The 24,859-nt window shown below is 50.9% G+C and carries 24 protein-coding genes; 16 read left to right on the top strand and 8 right to left on the bottom strand.

All coding sequences use genetic code 11. From position 1 onward, the window contains the following. Positions 1-283: 283 nt before the first annotated feature. Positions 284-763, bottom strand: coding sequence for a glutathione peroxidase (locus EHSB41UT_RS13805; RefSeq protein WP_087110817.1), 480 nt, complete (start codon positions 761-763; stop codon positions 284-286). A 155-nt stretch (positions 764-918) separates the two neighbouring features. Here EHSB41UT_RS13805 and mltA point away from each other — a divergent pair, with 155 nt between their 5' ends. The 14 genes from mltA to EHSB41UT_RS13745 all read left to right on the top strand — a co-directional run bounded on the left by mltA (position 919) and on the right by EHSB41UT_RS13745 (position 16,026). Continuing rightward, positions 919-2,067: a murein transglycosylase A gene (mltA, locus tag EHSB41UT_RS13800; protein WP_087110815.1), complete on the top strand. Its 1,149-nt coding sequence runs from the start codon at positions 919-921 to the stop codon at positions 2,065-2,067. 70 nt (positions 2,068-2,137) lie between these two features. Beyond that, entirely contained in the window at positions 2,138-3,952 is a 1,815-nt protein-coding gene (locus EHSB41UT_RS13795) for an ATP-binding protein (protein WP_087110813.1), read from the top strand. After that, complete coding sequence (locus EHSB41UT_RS13790; protein WP_087110811.1) at positions 3,942-5,336, top strand: sigma-54-dependent transcriptional regulator; 1,395 nt, start codon at positions 3,942-3,944, stop codon at positions 5,334-5,336. The genes EHSB41UT_RS13795 and EHSB41UT_RS13790 overlap by 11 nt, the downstream gene beginning before the upstream one ends. 153 nt (positions 5,337-5,489) lie before the next feature. After that, on the top strand, positions 5,490-6,287 hold the full coding sequence (locus EHSB41UT_RS13785; RefSeq protein WP_087110809.1) for a response regulator transcription factor: 798 nt from the start codon (positions 5,490-5,492) through the stop codon (positions 6,285-6,287). Positions 6,288-6,412: 125 nt separating this feature from the next. Beyond that, complete coding sequence (locus EHSB41UT_RS13780; protein WP_165767264.1) at positions 6,413-7,753, top strand: reductive dehalogenase; 1,341 nt, start codon at positions 6,413-6,415, stop codon at positions 7,751-7,753. Between the two features lie 13 nt (positions 7,754-7,766). After that, positions 7,767-8,060, top strand: coding sequence for a hypothetical protein (locus tag EHSB41UT_RS24635; protein WP_165767263.1), 294 nt, complete (start codon positions 7,767-7,769; stop codon positions 8,058-8,060). Positions 8,061-8,074: 14 nt separating this feature from the next. Further along, positions 8,075-8,809, top strand: coding sequence for a tetratricopeptide repeat protein (locus EHSB41UT_RS13775; protein WP_165767262.1), 735 nt, complete (start codon positions 8,075-8,077; stop codon positions 8,807-8,809). 76 nt (positions 8,810-8,885) lie between these two features. After that, a complete protein-coding gene (locus EHSB41UT_RS13770; protein ID WP_087110804.1) occupies positions 8,886-10,091 on the top strand; it encodes an FMN-binding protein in 1,206 nt (401 codons plus the stop codon). After that, positions 10,091-10,216: a hypothetical protein gene (locus EHSB41UT_RS24955; protein WP_278248153.1), complete on the top strand. Its 126-nt coding sequence runs from the start codon at positions 10,091-10,093 to the stop codon at positions 10,214-10,216. The genes EHSB41UT_RS13770 and EHSB41UT_RS24955 overlap by 1 nt, the downstream gene beginning before the upstream one ends. Before the next feature lie 3 nt (positions 10,217-10,219). Further along, complete coding sequence (locus EHSB41UT_RS13765; RefSeq protein ID WP_087110802.1) at positions 10,220-11,539, top strand: flavodoxin domain-containing protein; 1,320 nt, start codon at positions 10,220-10,222, stop codon at positions 11,537-11,539. A 104-nt stretch (positions 11,540-11,643) separates the two neighbouring features. Continuing rightward, entirely contained in the window at positions 11,644-12,687 is a 1,044-nt protein-coding gene (locus tag EHSB41UT_RS13760) for an acyltransferase (RefSeq protein WP_087110800.1), read from the top strand. A 220-nt stretch (positions 12,688-12,907) separates the two neighbouring features. Further along, positions 12,908-13,900 (top strand): TRAP transporter substrate-binding protein, encoded by a 993-nt coding sequence (locus EHSB41UT_RS13755; RefSeq protein ID WP_087110798.1) that lies wholly within the window; start codon positions 12,908-12,910, stop codon positions 13,898-13,900. 159 nt (positions 13,901-14,059) lie between these two features. Next, the gene (locus tag EHSB41UT_RS13750; protein WP_087110796.1) at positions 14,060-14,629 is read left to right on the top strand and encodes a TRAP transporter small permease; all 570 of its coding nucleotides are present in this window, start codon (positions 14,060-14,062) and stop codon (positions 14,627-14,629) included. Further along, a complete protein-coding gene (locus EHSB41UT_RS13745) occupies positions 14,629-16,026 on the top strand; it encodes a TRAP transporter large permease (protein WP_087110795.1) in 1,398 nt (465 codons plus the stop codon). Before EHSB41UT_RS13750 ends, EHSB41UT_RS13745 begins: the two co-directional genes overlap by 1 nt. Positions 16,027-16,100: 74 nt before the next feature. Here the strand turns inward: EHSB41UT_RS13745 and EHSB41UT_RS13740 are convergent, their stop codons facing one another. From EHSB41UT_RS13740 to EHSB41UT_RS13730, 3 genes are read right to left on the bottom strand one after another with little or no spacing between them, the layout of a single operon-like run. Beyond that, positions 16,101-16,706, bottom strand: a complete 606-nt coding sequence (locus EHSB41UT_RS13740) for a DUF4326 domain-containing protein (RefSeq protein ID WP_087110793.1) — start codon at positions 16,704-16,706, stop codon at positions 16,101-16,103. Between the two features lies 1 nt (position 16,707). Further along, positions 16,708-17,148: a DUF488 domain-containing protein gene (locus EHSB41UT_RS13735; protein WP_087110791.1), complete on the bottom strand. Its 441-nt coding sequence runs from the start codon at positions 17,146-17,148 to the stop codon at positions 16,708-16,710. A gap of 7 nt (positions 17,149-17,155) precedes the next feature. Further along, entirely contained in the window at positions 17,156-17,770 is a 615-nt protein-coding gene (locus EHSB41UT_RS13730) for a dual OB domain-containing protein (protein ID WP_087110789.1), read from the bottom strand. A 348-nt stretch (positions 17,771-18,118) separates the two neighbouring features. Here EHSB41UT_RS13730 and EHSB41UT_RS13725 point away from each other — a divergent pair, with 348 nt between their 5' ends. Next, positions 18,119-18,508, top strand: a complete 390-nt coding sequence (locus tag EHSB41UT_RS13725; RefSeq protein WP_087110787.1) for a hypothetical protein — start codon at positions 18,119-18,121, stop codon at positions 18,506-18,508. Between the two features lie 26 nt (positions 18,509-18,534). Here the strand turns inward: EHSB41UT_RS13725 and elbB are convergent, their stop codons facing one another. From elbB to EHSB41UT_RS13705, 4 genes are all read right to left on the bottom strand, one after another. Continuing rightward, on the bottom strand, positions 18,535-19,206 hold the full coding sequence (gene elbB / locus EHSB41UT_RS13720; protein WP_087110785.1) for an isoprenoid biosynthesis glyoxalase ElbB: 672 nt from the start codon (positions 19,204-19,206) through the stop codon (positions 18,535-18,537). Between the two features lie 70 nt (positions 19,207-19,276). Next, positions 19,277-19,675, bottom strand: coding sequence for a hypothetical protein (locus EHSB41UT_RS13715; protein ID WP_087110783.1), 399 nt, complete (start codon positions 19,673-19,675; stop codon positions 19,277-19,279). An 11-nt stretch (positions 19,676-19,686) separates the two neighbouring features. Continuing rightward, on the bottom strand, positions 19,687-21,618 hold the full coding sequence (locus EHSB41UT_RS13710; protein WP_087110781.1) for a hypothetical protein: 1,932 nt from the start codon (positions 21,616-21,618) through the stop codon (positions 19,687-19,689). 52 nt (positions 21,619-21,670) lie between these two features. Then, entirely contained in the window at positions 21,671-23,302 is a 1,632-nt protein-coding gene (locus EHSB41UT_RS13705) for a hypothetical protein (RefSeq protein ID WP_087110779.1), read from the bottom strand. A 62-nt stretch (positions 23,303-23,364) separates the two neighbouring features. Between EHSB41UT_RS13705 and EHSB41UT_RS13700 the strand changes: the two genes are divergently transcribed. Then, entirely contained in the window at positions 23,365-24,852 is a 1,488-nt protein-coding gene (locus tag EHSB41UT_RS13700; protein WP_087110777.1) for a YifB family Mg chelatase-like AAA ATPase, read from the top strand. Positions 24,853-24,859: the final 7 nt, after the last annotated feature.

Raw genomic sequence — 24,859 nt, 5'->3', positions numbered from 1 at the left:
TCGTTGTACCTCAATCTGACAAAAGCAATGCCGGTTCCATTGGCTCTTGGCTTGAGTTCACACAACATCCAGACACGCGTACTGCCCCCACTTCCGGTGGAACGCATCAACAAACATGGCATGCCTGCATTCAACTACTGACAGCAGTCTAGGCACAGCTTCCCGAATTCGCCAAAACACAGAAAGGGTTTCACAAAAATTCTGTACGAAAGTGACAAACAGGAAGAATAAAGGAAGGGATGAGAGCTGACAGAGCAGCTCTCTTTTTATACGCGCGCAGTCGTTATTTCAAAAGCTCAGCTACAGGTTGAGCCAGTTTTTCCGGTGCATCTTTAGGTGCAAAACGTTGTACGACATTACCCTCAGGATCAACCAGGAACTTTGTGAAGTTCCATTTGATACCAGTCGTACCCATTACGCCAGGAGCCTGCTCTTTCAGGAACGTAAACAGCGGATGTGCATTCTTCCCGTTAACGTCTATTTTGCTGAACAGTGGAAATGTTACCCCAAAGTTCAACTCACAGAATTCGGTGATCTCACTGTCACTGCCCGGCTCCTGATGGCCAAACTGGTCACAGGGAAAGCCCAGAATCTCCAGCCCCTGATCTTTATATTGTTGATAGAGGGACTCTAGACCTTTGTACTGCGGAGTAAAACCACACTTGCTGGCGGTATTCACAATCAGCAGGGCCTTGCCTCGGTACTGCTCCAGTGACACCGGCTTGCCCTTAATCGTGACAGCATCAAAATCAAATACGCTCATCCACTCTTCCCCCACACTCTATTTATTAATGGATTTGTTTGACCAATACGGCACAGCTCTGCAATTGGATCTACCTTACAGCGAAAACGCTTTCGATATAAAACAAACTACAAGATGTTTACACTAGGTCTAAACGGACTTTGGGTTACTTGGGCATGAAAGCTTTCACACCGCTTGTTTTATTTTCAGTGCTACTCTCCGGCTGCAGCCTGTTCCAGACAAAAGACAAACCGCAGGATCTGTATGTACCGGCCAGTTTCCAGAATTTTAACGGCTGGAATGAACAGCAGGCTGCCGGGCTAAGTACAGCACTTCAGGAAAGCTGCAAGGTTTATACAAAGCGCAGTGGTGAAGTGAACGACAATACGCTGTTTGGCACCTATGAGCAGTGGCATCCACTCTGCAAAGCTCTGCCGCAGATCGAGGCAACAGCCCTACCCGCATTCTTCGAGAACAACTTCGTTGTGTACCAGATCAATCCAACAGATGAAGGCCTGTTCACCGGATACTTTACGCCGCTACTCCACGGCAGCCGCGAGAAGTCTGAGCGTTATTCAACACCTTTGCTGAAAGTGCCTTCCGACCTTATCCGGTTTAATCCCAAGGACTTCGAGCTTGAGCGTATTGATGAAGATCGCCCGAACCGCATGCTGGCCGCCAAAGTGCGTAATGGCTGGATGGTTCCCTACGATGATCGTGAAGGTATCAACGATCGGGCAGCTAAAGGGGATTACGACAATGATGTTCTGTACTGGGTCGATGATCGGGTAGATCGTTTCTTCCTGCAAATTCAGGGTTCCGGCACAGTTCAGCTGGATACCGGCGAAGATGTTCAGGTTCGTATCTCCGGCCGTAATGGCTACGAATACTTTGCCATTGGTCGCTATCTCAAGCGCAACGGTCTGCTGGAGAAAGTTTCCATGCAGAGCATTCGCCAGTGGCTGGACGACAACCCTGATCGTCTTGATGAAGTGCTGCACACCAACCGGGACTTTATTTTCTTTTCGGAACTGGGCAAGCCAGGCCCTATTGGCGCTCAGGGTACTCGTCTGATTCCAGAGCACAGTGCAGCTGTTGATGACAGCGTTATCCCTTTGGGAACGCCACTCTGGCTGAGCACTACTCTGACAGCCGATAACTCCACCTTTGCCCGCGCGATGGTGGCACAAGATGTCGGTTCTGCGATCCGTGGCAATGTCCGGGCGGATATTTTCTTTGGTGCTGGTGATGCTGCAGCAGAGAAAGCCGGTTATCAGAATGCCGGCGGACAGCTGTTTATCATGGTGCCAAAACAAACGCTTTAAGGCTTTCTTGTATAGCTCTGCCCTGTGACTGGTTCTCCCTGCGCTGATAAAATGCGCCGCAGGGGGAGCCATGATAAATAAAACAAAACTGCCCATCGTCTTCTGTGCATTGGCCATTATTACCATTGTGCTGGCAGGCTGGGGTGGCCGACAGATCAGCTATCAGGAGTTACGGCAAAGCGCGCTGAACGAACTGTTCCGTTACCGTAATTCCATTCAATATCTGCTCGAACGTTATCAACCACTACCGGAAATTATTGCCGGCAACCCCCGTCTGGTTGATGGTTTACAGAACCCGAGTAATCAACACGACATTGATCTGTATTTAGAGCAGATGGCCAGAGCTTCTGATGCCTCGGTGATCTATCTGATGGATGCCGAAGGCAATACCATTGCCGCCAGCAACTGGAAATCCCCGGTTAACTTTCTCGGTAAGAACTTCAGCTTCCGCCCCTACTTCCAACAGGCAATGGCTGAGGGTGAAGGTTATTACTCAGCTTTGGGCACGACCTCCAAAACCCGTGGTTATTACTTTGCCCGTCGTATTGATATTAATGGTAAAGCCGCCGGGGTTCTGGTGGTTAAACTGGATCTTGATGGTATTGAAGTCGCCTGGGAAAGCCCGTGGGATCAACACGAAGCGGCCTTTGTGGTGACCGACAGCAATGGTGTCGTGTTTATAAGTACCCGTGCGCAGTGGCGCTTTCATACCTTACAACCTCTTAGCCTACAGCAGCAGAAGCAGCTGGAAAATGAACGACGCTACGACAATAGAACCCTGCCGCTGCTGAATTTTCTGGAACAATCTCAGCCTTACAGCCTTGGAGGCACCAACAGTGAGATTCGCAGGGTCGGCATCCCCGGCCAGATTCCGGAGCAGTTCCTGGTGCAGCGGGTGTCCATGGCTGATGCCGACTGGAAACTGTATCTGTTTATCCGCACGACTTCTGTCTATTCCACCATGCTGGTCAGTATCCTGATTACTGCAGGCTTTCTGATTCTGGCCCTGTTCGGCTGGCTGTACTGGCGTGAACGCAGGCGCCGTTTCAAGGCGTTGCAAAAAGCCCGTGACACTTTGAATACCAAGGTTCAGCAACGCACCCGAGAACTCAGCGCCGCCAATCATCAACTGGTGCAGACAGCCAAGCTGGCTGTGCTGGGGCAGATGTCAGCAGGTATCAACCATGAGCTGAACCAGCCTCTTACGGCGATTCGCAGCTATACCGAAAATGCCATTGCCTTCCTTGAAAGAGGAAAGCAGGAAACAGCTCAGAGTAATCTGCATGAAATACTACACCTGACCGATCACATGAGCAGTATCGTGCATCAGCTGAAGGCCTTTGCCAGAAAGAGCGATGACACCCATCAGATCACCAGCCTGCCGGAAGCCATTCAAGCTTCCCTGAAAATCCTTGCGCCTTCCCTCAAAAGCAGTGGTGTTGCTCTTGTACAGGAGATTTCTGACACCCCGAACCTGTTTGTACGGGGTGATATGGTTCGGCTGGAGCAGGTAATCGTGAACCTGATCACCAATGCGATTCAGGCTGTTCGGGAAGAACCGTCACCGGAAATCCTGATCCAGCTTACCGGCTCCGACCAACATCTCGAATTAAGGGTGATTGATAATGGTCATGGCCTGCCAGATGACGATCCTGAGAATATCTTTGAACCCTTCTACACCACACGAACTGTTGATCAGGGTTTAGGGTTGGGGTTATCCATTACCCGCCATATTATTCAGTCTCTGGATGGCACTATTACCGCCCGTCCAACCGGTGAAACAAATAACAGCGGTACATGCTTTACCGTACATCTGCCCCTGACTAACAACACCAACACTGGGCATCAGAAACAAATAACAGAGCAGCCGTGCTATGCCGAATAATGCCAACACTTCACGCACTGACTCGGGATTCGGCCAGCATGTCATCGTCGTGGATGATGACAAAGCCATTCTTAACAGTCTGTCCCAGACCTTTGAACTGGCGGATATTCACAGCCAGTGTTTTTCCGGTGCCACGTTAGCTCTTGAACATGTGGAGCGGGACTTCCCCGGGGTGATTGTCACCGATATCAATATGTCGCCCATGGATGGTCTGGAGTTGATGGAACAGGCCCACCAGATAGATCCGGATATTCCAGTCATTCTGATAACCGGCCACGGGGATATTTCCACCGCCGTAAATGCTATGCGGGAAGGTGCCCATGATTTTATTGAGAAGCCTTTCACCAATAAGCATCTGATCTCCGTCGTGCAGAGGGCTTTGGAACGGCGACGTCTGATACAGGAGAATCGTGAGCTGCGTCTGGAGCTGGAAGCCCAATCCGCTCCCGGCCCCCGCATTCTTGGCAATACGCCTGGCATTCGTCGTCTGCGTAACCAGATTCATCAGGTGATTGATACACCGGCAGATATTCTGATTCATGGTGAAACCGGAACCGGTAAGGAACTGGTTGCCCGCTATCTGCATGAGCAAAGCACACGCCGCAACCATCCGTTTGTGGCGATTAACTGCGGTGCTGTACCCGAGAACCTGATTGAATCCGAACTGTTTGGTCATGCGGCCGGCGCCTTTACCGGCGCGGAGAAGAAACGGGTCGGAAAGTTTGAACATGCCAATAAAGGTACGCTGTTCCTCGATGAGATCGAGAGCATGCCTTTATCCCTGCAGGTTAAAATTCTGCGGGTGCTGGAAGAGCGAGCTGTTGAACCTTTGGGAACTAACAGTCTGGTTCCTCTGGATATCCGCATTGTTGCCGCCACCAAAACCGACCTTCTGGCCCTGGCCGACAAGGGCGAGTTCCGCCAGGATCTCTATTACCGTTTGAACCTGGTGACTCTGCCTATTCCACCACTACGGGAACGTATCAGCGATGTACCACTGCTGTTTGAACACTTCGCCTTAATTGCGGCTGCGCGCTATCAACGCACCTACCAACCGCCGGAACCTCATTTTGTTGATTCCCTGCTGCAACATCACTGGCCGGGTAACGTTCGGGAACTGCGCAATACGGCAGAAAGGCACGTTATTACCGGATGTATGCAGAACTTCGAGTTTCGGCCGGATGATACTGAGAGGGAAATTCAATCCCGCAACTCATTGCAGGAACGGGTAGAGCAGTTTGAGCGCATGGTAATTGAGCAAACACTGAAAGAGCGCCATGGTAAGATCAAAGACTCGCTGGTCGATCTCGGTGTGGCCCGCAAAACCCTGTATGAAAAAATGAAAAAGTACGGTTTGGAAAAAGAACAGTTTAAGAGTCCTTGACCCAGCACCAGCGAGGAGGACACGTTTCTGACCTGCATCAAAATCGCAGCAATCAACTCTGTTTAACATAGGGGTATTGCTGCATCTAACCGCCTGGAAATGATTCAACAGCAGCACCTAATCCTATAAGGCCACCTCCATCAGGTTTAACGCGTGACATCATCCTCATGTAATGAACTGGCGTTTATTGAGCCAGGCCTGCGGCCTGAATCCCCGGAATCACTCCTTGATTACTTCCTGTCCCGAATGGAGCAGGCCGGTCTGGTAGCCGTGAAGATCATGGGTATCCCGGAGCAGCTAAATACCGGCTCTTTGTTGCCAAATGAACTCGAGAACACTCTCGGCAACAAGTTGCGTTTAAAGTTTATTGATAAGAACTACCAAAACAGCATTGGTTCCTTTGGGGCGGAATACCTGCAGACCTTTGCATCCTCCGATGCGAATTATCATCGGTCATTTCAAACCCAACAAAGCTTTTTGTATGACTTTGATACCGCACCTTCTGGCTGCCAGGATTTTTATTTTGGCCGTGGCCTAAAAACGACACTCATCGTTCCGGTCTGCCACAGCGACGCCAACGAATCCCTGCACGATTGGAAACTGCGTATCGTGCTCCACAGTGTCATGCACAACAGTGAGCTGGAACCCTGGCTGCGCAAAGAGAAGTATTTTTTCAGCAAAGAGATACGACATTTGTATCTTGAATTGATGGATCAATATGCCGAGCAGCTCAAACCGCTGAACAGTCAGGAACTGCACATGCATCCTCAGGCACGCCGGATTATTGAACTGTTGGCTGAAGGATACTCGACCAAAGCGATTGCCAATAAAATTAACCTGACGGAAAAGGGCGTTGACTATCACCTTAATAATTTGCGGATCAAACTGGAAGCCAAAAACCGCACCCATCTGGTCAGTCAGGCATATAGACTGGGAGTGATTCCGTCCTAAAAACCCTACATCCCTCAAGGTTTTGTGAAGGTTCGGTAAACTATAAAAATTCCTAGTCTCTATTTACCCCTCATTCCCTGAAAATCCACACCCAGGTTAATTTATACGCATATTGGGTGATGAGTATGTCTGCGGAGAATACCGATCAGGCACCTGTCGGCCTCAGCCGTCGTGGTCTGTTGAAGTTCGGGGTAGCCAGTGGTTCCATGCTGCTGGCAGGGCAAGCATTAAGCGCAAACGTTGCTGCCGCTGAGACCGGCACAGAGTCTGCCAGCTTCCCGGTTATTGAGCATGATGATTTTCCATACCCGGTTAAGCCTGACTACAAGCAGTTCCACTCTGAAAACAACGAGTTTGTTCAGAACCATCGCCGGAACATGGCCAAGTACGGCCAATCCAAGCCAACCGGTATTGAAATTGATACCACCCAGCCTGGCTTCCGCCGCTTTGAAAGCGCCATGAATGCTGCACCATGGAGTGTTAAGCGCCGCAACACCGGCTTCTCCATGTACTGTCAGCCGAACCAGGGTGAGTACGGCTGGCACTTCAAACCACAAGGTGAACCTTATCAGTTTGAGTCCCGTCAGCTGGCTTCTGATGTCGTGAAGCGTGCCGCCCGTCTGTACGGTGCTGACCTTGTGGGTATAACCCGTCAGGACTGGCGCTGGGACTACTCCGCTCACCATGACTTCATCACTGGTGAGAACCTGACCTGGGATGACTTTCCGTTCAAGCCCAAGAGCGTGATCGTGATGGCCTTTGAGATGGACTACGAGAGTCTGTCAGCCGGCCCTACTCAGGTCTCCAGTGCAGCGACAGCTGTCGGCTATGCCCGTATGCAACACACGGCCGGTATGCTGGCCGAGTTTATCCGTGGTATGGGACACAACGCTGTTGCCTGTGGTAACGACCTCGGTCTGAGCGTTCCTTATGCTATCTCCGCCGGTCTGGGTGAATCTTCCCGCATGGGCCTGCTGGTGACTTACAAGTACGGCCCTCGTGTTCGTCTGGCCAAGGTCTATACCGACCTCGACTTCTTTGAATACGACAAAGCCAAAACCTTTGGTGTGAAGTCTTTCTGTGAACGCTGCCAGCGCTGCTCCGATGCCTGCCCGTCCAAGGCTCTGAGTCGTGATGAAAAGCCAACCTTCGATGCACCGGAAGGTGGTTTCCAGCACTTCCATAACCCGGGTATTGAAAAGTGGTACGCCGATGCCCGCAAGTGCCGTGACTACTGGCATGAAAGTGGCACCGACTGTGCAACCTGTATTACTTCCTGTCCTTACAACAAGCCGGACTTCTGGCAGCACCGCATGATCGAGAAGATGAACTCTATTATGCCGGGACCTCTGCACACCTTTATGCGTGAGATGGATATCTGGTTTGGCTTCGGCGACACCTTCAACACGAAGGCCGTAGACAAGTTCTGGAGTCCTAAGAACAGAATGTACGACGGCCGGGCCTGATAAGGAGAAGATTATGTTTCTGGGAATTTTTACCGGTATTGAAGTCCTGTTCTTCATGCTGGGTGTGCTGACCACACTCTCTGTTGGCGGTCTGATCTGGCTGAAAATGAATCACCCAGTGCGCATGAACAGCCTGTCTGTTCTGGGTATCGGTCTGGTGACCATCATTGCGGCCATCGCATGGTGCGTAAGTTCTGTATTGGAAGGCGAACCACAGGCAGGCAGTATGGGGCTGATGGTTATCTTCCTGCCAGGCCTGGTCATTACCACGCTGGGCGGTCGTTTAGCCTTTCAGCAAATGAAGTAACACAGGATTTAACAGTGAGCGGATCAGCCACGCTGGATGCACAGGTTCAGCAGAACACGACAGAACAGCTGTTTCATCAGGGTACACAGTTCCTGGCGGAAGGCGACCAGGCTCAGGCATTGATGATGTTTGACCAGGTTTGTCAGCAGCAACCCGAGTTTCCGGGTGCCCACTATAACCGTGGTATCTGTCTGTTCCAGAAAGGGGACATGGAACAGGCGCGGGAGGCTTTTGAGCAAGTTATCAGCCTTGCTCCTGAGGTTCCCGCCGGTTACCTCAATGCTGGCAAGTGCGCGCTGGCCCTGAATAATATGGAACAGTCCATTGCCTGGTTCTCCAAGGCGCTGGAGCTGGCTCCTGCTGAAGGTAATGCGCACCTTGGCCGTGGACTGGCCCGCTTCGAGTCTGGCGATCTGCAACAGGCCATCGAAGACTTTGCTGTGATCCCACAGGATCACAGCAGCTTCTGGATGGCTCAGCACTATCTGGGTGTCTGCTATCTGGAACTGGAAAAGCCGGCAGAAGCCGTAGAGGCTTTCAACCAGTCCGACCGGGTGTCACCAAACCGTATGGAAACCATGGAAATGCTGTTCCTGGCTCTGCACCGCAACCAGCAATTTGCCGAAGCCATGGAACTCTATGAGACACTGGTCGTACAAGACCCGGCCATTCGCAGTCGTTATAGCGAAGAGGTACGTTTAGCTCGCAAAGCAGTACGTATTCCCCTCCATTCCCTATCTGACTCCTAATCATTGAACATAGGCATTCCGTCAAGTTGATGGCGGAATGCTTTTATTATTTTAAATTTCTGAAAAGGTTATACGTGTGAGCTGTCAGGGTTGTACATCATCCTGCGCCAAAAACACGGTTCAGCAGCCAATACGGTGGGAGTTCGACCTTGGCAAGCTGTTTCGGTTACTGGCCATATTAAGTCTTATTGGCGCTTATTTTGTTGGCAAAGCTCTGAACGAACCAGGCTGGGAACAGGATATACAGGCGCTGTATCCAAAAGCACAGATCGAAAAGTCCAAACAGTTCGATCAGACCTGGTCGGTCAAGGACGGTGAACAGAATTACTGGGTCACACTCTCTACCCAGAACAGCTATGGCGGCCCACTGACTCTGGCAACAACTGTTGACCAGGATGGCACCATCAAGAAGCTGGATATCCTCGCCCACAAAGATACGCCTGCGTATATTCAGAAACTGCGTAACGCAGCCTTCTCCCGCCAGTTTGAAAGCAAGCCTGCTGACATCACTCCGGTTCCCGGCAAAGACTACGACATTGTCAGCGGCGCCACCCTCAGCTCCAACGCGATTATGAAAGCCAACGTCATGGCTTCTCACTATCTGGCTGCGGAACAGTTTGGCAAAGACCCTGTTGAACTGACCGAAGAGATGGATCTGAACCTCAACCATGGCCTTCTCGCCCTGCTGATTGCTCTGGTACTGATCAACATCAAGCTCAACAACAAGTGGCTGAAAACCGGTATCACCCTGTCCAGCCTTGTAGTGCTGGGCTTTATGGCTAACCAGATGATCAGTGTCGCCAATTTCTCTGCCTTGATCATGGGCTTTGTCCCAAGCCTCGCTGAAAACCCGGGTCTATGGCTTCTGCTGGGTGCTGTCTTTGGCGGCATTATTGTTCTGGGTCGGAATATCTACTGCGGTAACATTTGCCCGTTCCATGCCGTGCAGTTCCTGCTGAACAAAGTCGGCAACATCAACCTGCCGATGCATCCGATGGTACGTCGTTATGGTCGCACCCTGGCCAAGGTTGGTCTCTGGGCCGGTCTGTTTATCGGTCTGCTGACTGCCAACCCGACCGCTGGTGCCTACGAACCTTTCGGTATGATCTTCTCCCTGCAGGGTGAAGGCCTGCAGTGGTACATCATGCCGGCCACCGTTATCGGTTCATTCTTTATTGCCAATATGTTCTGCCGTTACCTGTGTCCGGCCGGTGAGGCTCTGAACCGTCTGGTTGCTATCCGTAACAGCGTCGTTTATCAGTGCAAGGGCGGGAAGAAGTAATGGCTAATACCAGCTCTAACAACAAGCTGACCAAGGTTGGAACCACACTCTCCACCCTGTTGATGCTGATTGCCACAGGCTTTATCGCTCTGTTCCTTATCAACTCTCTGTCGGGATGGCTGTAAAACATGGATCGTCTGAAATTTTTTCTGATGAACCTGCTGTTCCGGCCGGTTTATGAGGAAGGGGATATCCTGGTCTGCTACGCCAGCCAGACCGGAACCGCGAAGAATCTGGCTGAACAGGCCGGTAATATTATCCGTTCTCAGGGGATGACTGCATCAGTCAGCTCTCTGGCTGACTTGAAACCAACCGATCTGGAGCGTTTCAAACAGGTTCTGATGCTGGTGAGCACCTGTGGTGAAGGTGAAATACCCGACAACGGTGTAGCGTTCTACGACCAGCTGCAACAACTGCCAACCCTGAATGCCAGGGTCGCTCTGTTTGCCCTTGGCGACAAAGCCTATGCCAAGTTCTGTGAAGCCGGCCATCTGTTCCACAAGGAGCTGATTAACCAGGGCGCATCCTTTGAGGAAGATCTGGTTCTGGTGGATGGCAATCCGGTAGAGCCTATGCAGGTCTGGCTGCAGGATAAGCTGTCTATCAACAGCGCCGCAGCTACTATTGAAGAGACTTCCAAAGAGCTCACTCTCGAACTGGTTGAGCGTAAGCAGCTGGGTAAAGAGTGTGGCGAAACTGGCGAAGGTAACATTGCCTACCGCCTGCTGTTCAAGATTCACGAAGAGACAGCATTCCAGTATCAGGCTGGTGACCTGCTAGGTCTGATTCCGCCGGGTGATAACCGTGAGCGTCTCTACTCTATTTCGTCCGGTCCTTCCGTTCGTGAGAACCATGTCGAACTGTGTGTTGGCCTGCTGTCCTATCAACAGGATGGTCAAACGGTTTACGGCGCCTGCTCCCGTTATCTGACTTCCGATCTGGAGCCAGGCACACAGCTGAAAGCACAGTGGAAAGCCGGTGGCGGTCTGACTCTACCAGCAACCGAAGATCCAATGATCATGGTAGCGACCGGTGCCGGTATCGCACCAATGATGTGTCTGCTGCAGGAGCGTCTGCATCGTAAGCACACCGGTGAGAACTGGCTGCTGTTTGGTAACCGCAAGTCATCCGCTGACTTCTATTACCAGGATGAACTGGAAGCCATGCTGGAACAGGGCCAGCTGACTCACCTTGAGACAGCCTTCTCCCGTGACAGCGAAGCCAAGGTCTATGTACAGGATGTACTCGGTCAGCAGCGTGAGCGTCTGGCTGAATGGCTTCTGGACAGAAATGCCAAGCTGTACGTTTGTGGTCGTAAGGATCTGCGTGATGCCATTCTTGGACAGGCACGTCAGGCACTGGCGGAACGTGGTCTGTCTTCTGAAGACATCACCCTGAAGCTGGAAGCCATGGAACGTGACCAGCAAATCTGCTTCGAGCTGTTCTAAGCTCGCTTCAGCAGTAATGCAGAAATACTAAAAACCTCTATTCTGGGCCCACTCCAAAGACCGTAAACTTCCGGTTTATAACTTGGAGTGGTTGCCCGGATGTCATGAGTCAGTCAACGCCTACCCGTCCAGATTACTTTTATATTGAGCTGCTGCGAGCTGTTGCAGCCATCGCAGTAGTGATCATCCATGTTCTCGGTCCTTACCGGGATCTTCTGGATGTCATCCCAGCCTTCGACTGGCTATCAGCCGTCAGTCTCAATGTTGCCAGCCGATGGGCTGTACCGATCTTTATTATGATCACCGGTGCACTGATGCTGTCTGATACCCGCCCGTTCAATCTTCGCTATTTTCTGGCCCGCAGAGTCAGCAAGGTTTTGATTCCTTTTCTGATTTGGTCGATCTTTTACGCTTTCCTTGCCGGTGCAACATTGCATGGAACAGAACTGACGTATGACTTCGCTCCGGTATGGCCTTTGCTGGAAAATCTGCCGAGCAAAGCCACCTGGTATCACCTTGGTTTCTATTACTACTTTATCCCGCTCTATCTGCTGATACCGTTCCTGACACCCTGGGTGCAGAAGCTAAGCGATGACCAGTTACGTATGCTGGTTCTTGGCTGGCTGACGCTGACCTTGCTGTATTTGCTGAGAGTGAAATCTGCCTGGATGATCGATGCGGTTATGTACGGCGGTTATCTGGTACTCGGTTATGCATTGATTCGATTGCCAATAGCACAGGAATACAGAACGGCTCTCGTCTTTGCGGCTGGAATGGCTTTGCTCTCAAGCGTTTATGGTATTTGGGAACAGTCCAATATCACCGGGCAATACACCACCGGACGCCTGACGTCTTACAAAACACTCAATACCGCTGTCGTGGCCGCAACGGTATTTATGCTGGCTTATTATTACGGCTCAGCGGTTACCGGACGATGGAAGACGCTGGTGCGCTTTATTGGTCGCTATAGCCTTGGCTTGTACCTGCTGCATCCTGTTGTTCTATGGCCGATTCGTCAGCTGAACTTTGCCCCTGAACCTGCTCTGCTCACCATTCCCTTGATGGCAGGTATTGTTACCACTCTGACTTTGTTACTGGTCTGGATAATGTCTCGTTTCAAGGCAACAGCCTGGTTGGTTCCGGCTTAGCCATCACCAAACATACAAAATGGGTGGTTTACTCTACACACAAAAACAGAGAATGGGTGGCTATCCACCCATTTCAAATCATGTCAGCCCTTAACAAAAAAAAGATAACCCATTGTTTTTAAAAGACTAAACATAGAAAACAGCAAATTGGCAAAGCTCTTGCTCTTATCACTACCGACAAAACAAAAATCACAGCCAATAAAACAATAAGAGCCAAACCATGAAAATGATCAAAACCCTGCTGGCCTCTGCCGTAGCCTGCACCGCTCTCGCCGCACCTGTTGTTAACGCTGCTCCTATCGAAATCAAGTTCGCTCACGTTGTGGCGGAAAACACCCCAAAAGGCAAAATGGCCATCCGCTTTGAAAAGCTGGTTGAAGAACGCCTGCCGGGCAAAGTAGACGTCAAGGTTTACCCAAACTCCCAGCTGTTCGGTGATAACAAGGTTCTGGAAGCCATGCTGCTGGGCGATGTACAGCTGGCTGCACCTTCTCTCTCCAAGTTCCAGAAGTACACCAAGCAGCTGCAGGTTTTCGATCTGCCATTCCTGTTTGAAGATATGGAAGCCGTTGAGCGTTTCCAGCAGAGCGAAGTCGGCCAGGGCCTGCTCAAGTCTGTTGAGCGCAAAGGTCTGATGGGTATCGGTTATATCCATAACGGTATGAAGCAGTTGTCCGCCTACGATCCTCTGAAAGCCCCAGCCGATGCCAAGGGCAAGAAGTTCCGTATCCAGACTTCCGACATTCTGGCCGCCCAGTTTGAACAGGTTGGCGGCATCCCGCTGAAGAAGCCGTTCTCTGAAGTATTCACTCTACTGCAGACCAAAGCTGTAGACGGCACCGAAAACCCATGGTCCAACATCTACTCCAAGAAGTTCCATGAAGTTCAGCCTTACATCACCGAATCCAACCACGGTCTGCTGGACTACATGGTTGTAACCTCCAAAGAGTTCTGGATGGGACTGCCAGACGACATCCGTCCGGTTGTTGAGAAGTCTCTGAAAGAGGCTATCGCCTACGGTAACGAAGTCGCTGCCGAGAAGACCAAGGCTGACCGTCAGGCCATCATCGACTCTGGCCGCAGCAAGGTTATCGCCATGACCGATGCAGAGCGTCAGCAGTGGGTTGAAGCCATGAAGCCTGTCTGGAAGCAGTTTGAAGACGAGATCGGCAAAGACCTGATCGACGCGGCTCTGGCTGCAAACCAGAAGTAACGATTTATCGTGCTACCAAGGCATCAGGGTATGGATTATTTATGCCCGCTTCGACAGGGCTATCCTGCCCTGCGAAGCTCTCAGGCCATCCATGGCCTTTGGCAACATCAATCCATACCCTGATGCCGCAATTACCATAAGAACAAGAAAGGTCTATCCATGCTGTCGCGCCTTCTTCACTCCCTGCACTGGCTGGAGGAAGCAATATTACGCTTGCTTCTGGTTGCCATAACTTTACTGGTTTTTACCGAAACCGTTCTTCGTTTTGGCTTTGACACAGGCCTGCTGTGGGCACAGGAAGCCACACTCTATATGGCAGCCTGGTTTGTTCTGTTTGGTGCCTCCTGGGGTATCCGCTCCGGTGCTCATATCGGGGTTGATGCCTTCGTCAAACTCCTTCCAGACTTCCCTCGTCGTATTGCCGGCATTATCGCCGTACTGATGGGACTGGTTTACTCCGGCCTGTTTGTTTATGGCGGCTGGATCTATGTCAGCAAAATAAAAATGATCGGCATTGAGATGGAAGATCTGCCCTTCCCGAAATGGATAGCCCTCTCCATTCTCGTGATTGGCTTTTCCCTGCTTGCCGTTCGCCTGCTGGTTCTGTTGAAACAATTGATTACCGGGGAAGCCGATGGCTTCAACCATGCCGATGAAGCCAAGGAAAGTATGAAACTGGCTGATGAAATTAATGAAGAGATTGGCATGAATAACGGAGGTGCGCGCTAATGGCTACTGCAACTCTGTTTATCCTGCTGTTCCTGTGCATGTTCATTGGCATGCCGATTGCGATTGCTTTGGGTCTATCGAGTATTGTCACCATACTGGCCTGCTCCAATGACTCGCTGGCCTCCGTTGCCCTGAAAATGTTCGAGGCGACCTCTGAACATTACACTTTGCTGGCGATTCCTTTCTTTATTCTGTCGTCTGCATTTCTTTCTACCGGTGGTGTTGCACGACGTCTGATTGATTTTGCTATTGCCTGTGTCGGCCATATCCGTGGTGGTCTTGCGATGGCATCGGTTATGGCCTGTATGTTGTTTGCCGCCGTATCTGGCTCCTCTCCAGCCACAGTTGCGGCCATCGGCAGTATTGTTATTGCCGGTATGGTGCGCTCCGGCTATCCGCAGTCGTTTGCTGCCGGTGTTATCGCCAATGCAGGTACGCTGGGTATTTTGATTCCGCCGTCTATTGTGATGCTGGTTTATGCATCCGCCACGGAAGTCTCCGCTGCCCGGATGTTTATGGCCGGTATGATTCCGGGTCTGATGATGGGCGGTATCCTGATGATCGCCATCTACATTGCTGCCCGCATTAAAGGCCTGCCATCCCAGCCTTTCCCAGGCGTTGGTCACCTTATGGGCACCGGTGCTAAGGCCATGGGCGGCCTGATGCTGATCGTGATCGTACTGGGTTCTATCTATGGCGGTATTGCCAGCCCAACCGAAGCTGCGGCAGTGGCTGCGATCTATGCCTGGTTGATTGCCGTGCTGGGTTATCGGGATATCGGCCCGTTGAAAGGTGTCGCCTGGCGCAAAGAGGGTGAATCCCTTATCGGTTCCGGTTTCCGTAACCTGTTCATGATGGTTCTGGCACTGCCCCGCTCTGCCACAGATAAAGAAGTGAACAAGGTTATTGGCGATGCGGTCAAAACCAGTTTGATGCTGTTGTTTATTATTGCCAACGCCTTCCTGTTCGCCCATGTACTTACTACCGAACGCATTCCTCACGCTATCGCTGAAAGCATTGTTGGTATGGGGCTGCCACCCTGGGCATTCTTGATTGTCGTAAACCTGTTGCTGTTGCTGGCGGGTAACTTTATGGAGCCTTCAGCCATCCTGCTGATTATGGCGCCAATCCTGTTCCCGATAGCCGTACAGCTGGGTATCGATCCTATCCATCTCGGCATCATTATGGTGGTAAATATGGAGATAGGAATGCTGACGCCGCCGGTCGGACTCAATCTCTTCGTGACGGCGGGGATAACCGGACAGAGTATGGGCTGGGTTATCAAAGCCTGTCTGCCATGGCTGAGCCTGTTGCTGATCTTCCTGGGACTAATTACCTATGTTCCCGAGATCTCACTGTGGCTGCCTGAGTACATCGATTCACTGAAAGGCTACTAACCGCCTTTCAGTAACCATGCACTGCATGTTTGGGCCCGCAAGGGCCCTTTTTTGGGGTTATAAATTAAATATCCTTATTTACCGTCATCCCAACTATTTAAGTATTTTGCAAGCACATCACCATGGCAGCTGGCCGGCTTGCAAAAGCACCCTAAGCGCTTACCTGCGAGTTCGTAAACATCGTCTTTTTTTAGATGCGGGAATTTATCGTATTGAAAATCATACTCGTACTTTCTTATGACCTCTTCTCTATCATCTCCCCCCTCAAACATTGAGTGAGGATTACCCCACTTTGCACCACGTCCAATATATTCGTATTTGGGTGTGCTTTTTAGACCTTGGTACTCTTGTTCCCTTTTGATGTTGATAACCCGTGTAATTTGAATAGGGATAATACGAAATGGTGTACCCTGTTCCTTCAGCTGTACCTGCGCCTCCGTAAACTCCTCTCCATCATCAAAGATAATGGCGTGAGTTACCTCACTGTAAGGAACCACCTCATGCTGTGCGTATGACACATGAGTCAAAGACTCTCGACACAGTCGAGCAATAAAACCATTATGATCCGAGAGAGTAGATATCCGGAATAACTGCAGATTCGACAGTATTTTCAGAACTTTTCGCTCAAACTTTGAGAAGCACTGAAACTCAGCGGGATAAAGAATTAATACATCATTCATACTAATACAGGTGCTTTACAAACAGTTGAAGATCAGACGTTTCATTTAAATATTCTACCACGAGCCTTCTATGGCAAAAGTGAGGTTCATGCTCACTACACAGCAAGCAACCATTATCCAGAAGCTGAGGAGCTACACTTTTTTCAATATTTCTCTGTGCCATTAAATTAAGAAATTTATCTTCATAAGTCTGCCAAGATATCTCCTTTTTTTTGTAGGCGTTTAATATATTTTTAGTGGGCGCTAACTCTGGCAAATGTTCATAGTCAATATTACATAGCTCTCTCAAAAAGAATGCAAGATCGTCTCGCTTAGCAAAGCCTGACAGCTGAGAAACATTATTCAACCTGACATCAACTAAAGTTTTAATGTCATGAGTACGTAAGAAGCCAAAGAATTTTTCAGCTTTTTTTTGAGTGAATCCAATCGTATAAATATCCATAGAGACCTTAAAATATTGTAGCGACAATCTTGTAGCACCGACCTTCCCAAGCACCAGCAAGACTTATACAAAGAATACCATTTGGAGATTTGGCACCATTGATGTATTCATGAAAAAATGGATCCGTAACGGCTAGATCATAGTGAATATTGTTGTAAAAAAATGAAGCTCTTCTTTTATTGTTAGCATTGAGATAAAACCGAAGTCCGTCCACCCTCACAAGCTGAAGGGATTGTTCAATTTTTATCTCTCCCTTAGCAATAAAATCAAAAATAACATTATCGCCCTCGCCCCAGAGACTGTAGGGATAGTCCAGATACTGGCCTATTTCAGAAGGATCAATCTTATATCTTTGCAGCCAAGGAACATGACTTATCAAGAAATTTTCTGGCTGATTAATTAATGGGGCATGAGCGGAAAACTCCATCTCGATTTTCTGCAAAACTTTTACAGAGTAAGAGCCATATTTATTCGTATAACGTATCTGCTGATCATTTAACCCTCCGCCCGTAGGTGTGGATACCGGCCTTATCCACACCCCTGTCCTTATACACTTTCCCGCCACACAATGTGCGTGATTTTTAACCGAGTTTGCTAATACAGCTATTATTCTTCTTTCCATACTTACCAAACTTCAACCTCTGTCAAACAAAGGCTTAGATTGAATTTTTTTGCTTCAGGACTGCTACAAGGCTAATTCCTTTAGCTGTGTATCCAATGAATCTACTATTTGTTTAACTGCCACAACCTGATTTATATCAGGGAACACACCTTTAATACCATCCCGCTATGTATGGTCCCGTACATAGCGGCTAGATTACATCGATTCACTGAAAGGCTACTAACCGCCTTTCAGTAACCATGCACTGCATGTTTGGGCCCGCAAGGGCCCTTTTTTGTTTTGCTGGCCGTGTTGTGGATAGAATGGTTCTACAACCCGTTCAGCTCGCAGATACCGCAAGACAACGCAATGAATAACACCCTGAAAATCGCAGCCATCGCTGCTTTCTCTACTCTTCTGGCCGCCTGCACAACTCAGTCGCCTACTGTTTCAGAGATTGATCCATCCCTGTCTTTGTCAGACAGAGCCTACAGCATCAAAACCCAACAGGCCTGCGAAGCGGAAAGTGGAACCTGGAGAAAAGTGGGAAGACTGCAAGCCTTTGCCTGTGTGCTGCCGACTGCGGATGCCGGCAAGGCGTGTACCGATAGCAGCGAGTGTCAGGTCGGCTGTATTGTGGAGGAACATGTGGAACCGGGCACAAAGGTTGTGGGGCAATGTATGTCATCGACCCATCGCTTCGGCTGCAACACGATGGTGACCAACGGCGTGGTAGAGGGAACGCTCTGCATTGATTGATCATCAATACAGAGCAGAGAACAAAATCAGTCAGTCAATCCAAGCACGGTATCCACCAGCTTGAAGATACCGCTGGCGGCTTCGCTGATTGAACCGGCCAGCATATAGGCGGGTGTGGTTACCAGCTTGTTGGAGCTATCCACAATAATATCGTGCACCGGGCACTCCTGGTGCTCGGCGCCTGTTGCGGATACAGCTGCTGCCGTATCGGCATCATTACCGATAGTGCACTGAACACCCTCGCCAAACAGATGCGCTGACATCACCGGCGCAATACACATCAGCCCAACCGGCTTTCCATCAGTCTTAAAGCTCTGCACTGCAGCTTTCACATCAGCACGTACTTCCACATCCTTGCCCTTGAAAGCAAAGTCACACAGATTCTTAGCGGCCCCAAATCCACCCGGAATAATCAGTGCATCATATTTGGCACTATCAAGATCACTAAGAACCCGGATATCACCACGGGCAAGGCGGGCAGCCTCCACCAGCATATTACGGGTATCTGCCATCTCTTCACCGGTAATATGATTCACCACATGGTGCTGGTTAGCATCGGGAGCGTAGCACTGATAGGTCGCGCCGTTCTGGTCAAGACGCAGCAGGGTCAGCACCGTTTCATAAATTTCGGAGCCGTCATAGACACCACAGCCAGACAGGATAACAGCAACTTTTTTAGGTGTATTTTCTTGTGACATCGCTCTGCTCAACCCCTCTTTATTGATGCCATCAGCATATAGCCGGTTGGCAGGATTGAACAGAGCAGGGCTAATGAGCTTTGATAAGACTCTCGGCGCGCTTATCGATAGCCTGGTTCAGGGAGGATCGGTTGGGGCCGTCGATCATGGGGTCGTTATTAATCTGATTACGCAAAGCATCCAGTTTCTGCTGGTCTTTGGCCTCATGAATAGCACCGCGAAGGCTAATCACATCCATGGCTTCCTGATACATTTCAGGGGAAGGTTTCTCTGCCGGCTGATCGAGGCGACGAATATTACGCTCACTCAGTCTGGTGCCCTGCGCTGTACTCCCAGATTTGGAGAGATAGCTCTTGCCTTCAACCGCTGAAGGCTTGCTGTTATCAATATCTTCACCCTTAAAAAAGCTGATCGCTTTATCCCACAGGGAAGCACTCTGGGTTGACTGATTCGTCCTTAAATCACTCATGGGATGTCCTGTCAGTTTTTATGTTTCTCAAAAGCCTTAACCAGTGCATCGGCATTCGCCATCAGCTTTGAATGGGTTTGCTTGTCCACAAACCTATGCTGCTGATAGCCTTCGAGATAACTCTGCACCGATTCAAGCAGCTGGTTTGATCTCTGAGATTGGGCCTGGAAGTCTTTAATGGTGTCATTGCTCAAATCATGGGTTAACTCATCCAGCAGTTCAGTGCCTGCTTGAGCCTGAGCAAGGGCCATAGCTGTATTTGCATTGGATAAAGCTTGAAGACCATTACTGGCCTTCTGCATAAGATGCCCGGCCTTAGTACTATCGCCTTTGTCAAAAGCGGCTTTCATCTGCTTAAGAAGCTTTACATGCTTCTCAACTTTCCCGTTGTAACTCTTTCTGGCCTTCGTAAAGGTCTGAATAACAGACTTTTTGCCTTTAACCTGCGCATCAAACTCTTGCTGCTGCCTTTCCAGCTCAGCCGAAGAGAATCTGAGGCTATCGTAAATCGGATCACCGTCACTCTCGATAAAACTGCTTTCCATCTCTTCAACTGGAGGGGTTCCGACAGGCTCGTAAGTCTCGTCCGGAACGGATGTCTGCACAATTTCAGGCTCCACCGGCCTACTTTTCAGCTGAGCATTATCGTAGATCTGCTCCGAAACAAACTTGTCATCCTGCATGTAACTGCGAGGAGGCAGTTCGGGGGAACTGGGGTCTGCATACAGTGGTGATTCCGGTCTTTCTTCCCGCTTCAGCACTGTTGCGTAATTTGGATCAACCGGCTTCCGCTCAGACTTCAGATCACGTCCTTCTGTGTTTTGATAAATCGGTTCACCTTTAGGGGCTGGGCTGTAAATATTCTCGATTCTCGGTCCCTGTTGCGCAGCTCGTCTTTCCAACTCTCTTGGGCCAGAGTCCTTGTTTTTACGCCGGGTAAAAGCCTGTTTGATCCTGCTGCCCAAACCTTTTTTCTTCGATTTTTTCTTCTGGCCCGCGACCTCCTGCTGGTCAGAGGAAGGCAAGCTCTGGCTTTGTTGAGTCTCTCTGGCTGGTATCGTTTCATAAATATCGCCAGTGGAAACATCAGGAAATGACCCCAGGTCCACTTCCGGCTCTGGCTGCTTCGTCTTGGGTTCAGGAGCAACGTCTGGCGCACGGAAGTTCTTGGGAGGTGCAGGCTTCTGCCAATCAAAAGACTCTGTTTTAACGGGTGCGGATTCCGTCTTTAGTTTTGTCTGCTCTGGCTGTTGGGTTTTCTCGTTGTTTTGCGGCTGTGGAGCCGGAGTCTTCACCTCGGTGCGGACAGGCTTAGGGGCAACAGCAGGCTTGGTCCGGGTAGGTGCCGGATAGCCCTGATAATTATTTGTCTGAACCGGCTTAGGGTTAGGCTTTGGTGCAGTTTGAGGCGCAGCTTTTGTAGGAGCAGGCTTTGTAGGAACGGTCTGCGGAGGAGGCGTAGGCATCCGATGCTGTTGCTGCGGCATTGTACCAGGAGGCTGATAATTCACCGGCTGATGCTGGGGGCGGCTCTGGGGCTGTTGAGAATAGTGTTGCTGAGGCTGCGGAGCATAGTATTGCGTTGGCTGATACTGAGGCCGTGGCGGCTGTGGCGTCCAGTTCCCATAGGAAGGCATTTGCTGAGGCATAGTCTGCTGTGACATAGCCTGCCGAGGGTAGGCCGCAGGCTTGGGAGGCGTCATGTAAGTGTTCGTCATCACATGAACACTGACATTCCGATTCACCATGGAGGTTTGGGTAAAGCCCCCCGGGAAAGGCGGCCACTGTTGAGCCATATAGTAGGTTGGCGGGCGCTGCAGAGCCTGAACATGGTGCTGTCCAAACGTCCCAACCATTGGCTGCATCTGTACATGGGACAAATTCCCATTCTGGAAAATGGAGGTAACCTGTACGCCTCCGGCACTATTTGGCCCGTACGCCATCCTGCATCCCTGCAATCATGTTTATTAAAAGATTAGTCTCTATATAGCGGAGCTAGTCATCCCACTTAGAGTCATCACCAGCATTCCCCTCATCGATGATATTGCCGTTTTCATCAATATTGTCCGAGCCAAACATGGCACTTCTGCGGGCCTCCATATTCTTTGACACCACATCCCACAGAGGGCTGCCTGTATCCGCCTCTTTTTTATTCTCAGTCTTCTCTGTTTTCTCGGGGACCGATGCCTTTTTCAGAGCTTTCTGGCCCTTTTTCAGATCATCTAGCGAGATGCCATGGGGCCCAACCCGCGAAGTATTTTTGTTTTCTTCCTTCGGTGGCACCTTACGCTGAGATGAAGGCTTCAGCTTGGTTTTAGCATTCTCAAGATCACTGTCTGTGAACAGCAGTCCGCTGGAGTTCTTAACTTCCTTTTCCTGAGGCTTTGGTGACTGTTGCTTAACCGGTTCGTTCTCAACTTTTGGCTTCGCGTTCTTACCTCGGTTAGAAACAAAAGCATTGAAGTCTTCCATGGGGGGTGGCTGTGGAATATCGCCTGGCTTACCCGTTTTTATCTCAGGTGCAGGCGGCGGAGGAGGAGCCTGCCCCTCAGATTTCAAGGTTGGCTTCTTACCTGCTTTCTTTTGGTTAATAAAATCATTCAAACCATCCAGTGATGGTGCTTTGGGCGGTGCAGATGTCTTTGAACCTCCCTGCAGCTGCAGGGTTGGCTCAGGCTTTTTGGCCTCCGGCTTTTTACCCGTCTTCTTTTGATTAATAAAATCATTCAGCCCATCCAGCGAAGGTGCTTTGGGTGGTGCAGATGTCTTTTGCCCACTCTGTGGCTGCGGGGCTGATTCTGGCTGCTTTGCCTCCGGCTTTTTACCCGCCTTCTTTTGATTAATAAAATCATTCAGCCCATCCAACGATGGTGCTTGGGGCGGTACTGATGTTTTTTGAGTGCCCTCTTGTGGAGAGCTGGTCTGTGGTGGTGCAGGTGCTACTGGCTGGGCCTTTTCCTGAGGAGCCGAGGTCGTTTTGGCTTCCGGCGTCATATATTCGGAAAGGTCCGGATACATCCCGCCTTCTGTAATCGCCACCTCTTTTGTTGGCTGTGGAGCAGCACGTCCTTCAGGAGCTGGCTTTGCTTCCTGCGGTTTGGGAGCTTCAGGGCTCGGCGCAGGCTTTGGTGATGCCGCTATTGGCAGCGGTTTCCCTGGTCCCTGCTGCCCCATTATTGGAGGCTTCGGTACAGCGGGCTGTGTGATTTGTGGCGAGAATTGCGGTGAAAGCTGCTGTGATGGCGGCGGCAGCCTCGGCATGGCATTGGGCATGGGATAGACCGGCCGGTTCATAATCGGCGGAGCTGGCGGCAGCGGTGGATAAGTCGGGTAGTAACTGATGGCCGGCGGCATTGGCATAATCTGACGCTGCTGAAGTGCAGGCGGTTGATAAGGAGGCTGTTGGACATAATAAGTCACGACTGCCGGCTGGCACTGATAACTGAAGATGGGACGGGACTGATAGGGCTGAGGCATCTGAATATTGCTCAGCAGCATATTCACATTAGCCAGAACCTGAAACACATTGTGCCCACCAAAGGCGCCCACATTGCCAAAGGACTGCACATTCGACTGAAAGTTATTGAGATTGGGAGGGAGCAACGGCCCCTGAATTCCACTTGCCATACGATCCTTGCCTGATTGCCTAGACTTGCCGGCTTTCTTCCACCCTGGAGAGAACCGAGCCTATGTCACTGGCTGTTGTCCGTACCCGAGCCCGTCTGGGCATCAGCGCCCCGGAGGTTCAGGTTGAAGTCCACCTGTCTAATGGACTGCCAGCACTTAATATTGTCGGCCTGCCGGAAACAGCCGTGAGAGAAAGCAAGGATCGGGTGCGCAGCGCGATCCTGAATGCGGGCTTTGAATTCCCTGCGAGGCGCATAACCGTTAACCTGGCACCGGCAGATCTTCCAAAGGAGGGCGGCAGATTCGATCTACCAATCGCCCTGGGCATATTGATGGCTTCCAGCCAGCTACCGGCCAAAGCTCTTGAGAACTATGAATGCATGGGAGAACTGGCTCTGGGAGGGGAACTCCGGCCAGTACCCGGCATCCTTCCGGCCGTGATGGCGGCCAGTGAGCTGGGCCGGAATATTTTGATCCCGTCAGCTTCCACACAGGAATCCAGCCTGTGCAGCAAGGCTGTGGTGTTTGGAGCCAACTGTCTGCTGGCGGCGACCAGTCACCTGAACCATTCCCGACGTCTGGAGCCGACAGTTTCAACATCCGCACTTGAACTCACCACATTTCAGGATGATCTGTCCCAAGTTCAAGGGCATTTCAAAGCCCGCCGAGCGCTGGAAGCCGCAGCAGCAGGTGGACATGGCCTGCTGTTTAGCGGCCCACCCGGAACCGGCAAGACCATGCTCGCCCGCTGTCTGCCCACGATTCTCCCCAAGCTCTCTGAAAAGGAAGCCCTGGAGGTTGCGAGTATTCACTCACTTTGCAGCCAGGAGATTCCTGCATGGCGGCAACCTCCCTGGCGAGCCCCTCACCATACAGCCTCGAGCACGGCTCTGACTGGCGGAGGTTCACATCCTCGTCCAGGCGAGATTAGCCTTGCTCATAGAGGCGTTTTATTTCTTGATGAACTGCCGGAGTTTGACCGCCGTAGCCTGGAGATTCTGCGCCAGCCGCTGGAAGCCGGGGAGATTGTTATCTCCCGAGCCCACCACCAAGTAACCTTTCCCGCCCGTTTCCAATTGCTGGCCGCCATGAACCCCTGCCCCTGCGGGTATCTGGGCGACAAAGACAAGTCCTGCACCTGCACACCGGAGCAGGTGCAAAGGTACCGAAGAAAATTATCAGGGCCGTTAATGGACCGAATTGATATGCAAGTAGAGGTGGGACGCCTTCCTGCCAGTGCCTTGCTGAACCGGCCTGATCATGCCCCGGAATGCTCGACAGCCGTACGGGAGCGGGTAGCCAGGATACGTGAGCACTGCCTTGCTCGTCAGGGATGCCTGAATGCCTCACTGACGCCACAGCAACTTCAGCACCATGCCCGCACCGAGAATGAAGAACACCAACTGTTGGAAACCATTGCCGGGAAGCTGGCTTTATCTGGTCGTGGCATTCATCGATTACTGCGGGTTGCCCGCACCTTGGCCGATATGGAAAGAAGTGAGCATATTGCTCGTTCCCATATATTAGAGGCTGCAGGCTTTCGCCTTTAGCCATTGG

The sequence above is a fragment of the Parendozoicomonas haliclonae genome (genome assembly GCF_900174585.1).
In the GTDB taxonomy this organism is placed as follows: Bacteria; Pseudomonadota; Gammaproteobacteria; order Pseudomonadales; family Endozoicomonadaceae; genus Sansalvadorimonas; species Sansalvadorimonas haliclonae.
Note: the sequence above shows the minus strand (reverse complement) of the source record. Positions and strands in the feature narration are given on the sequence as shown.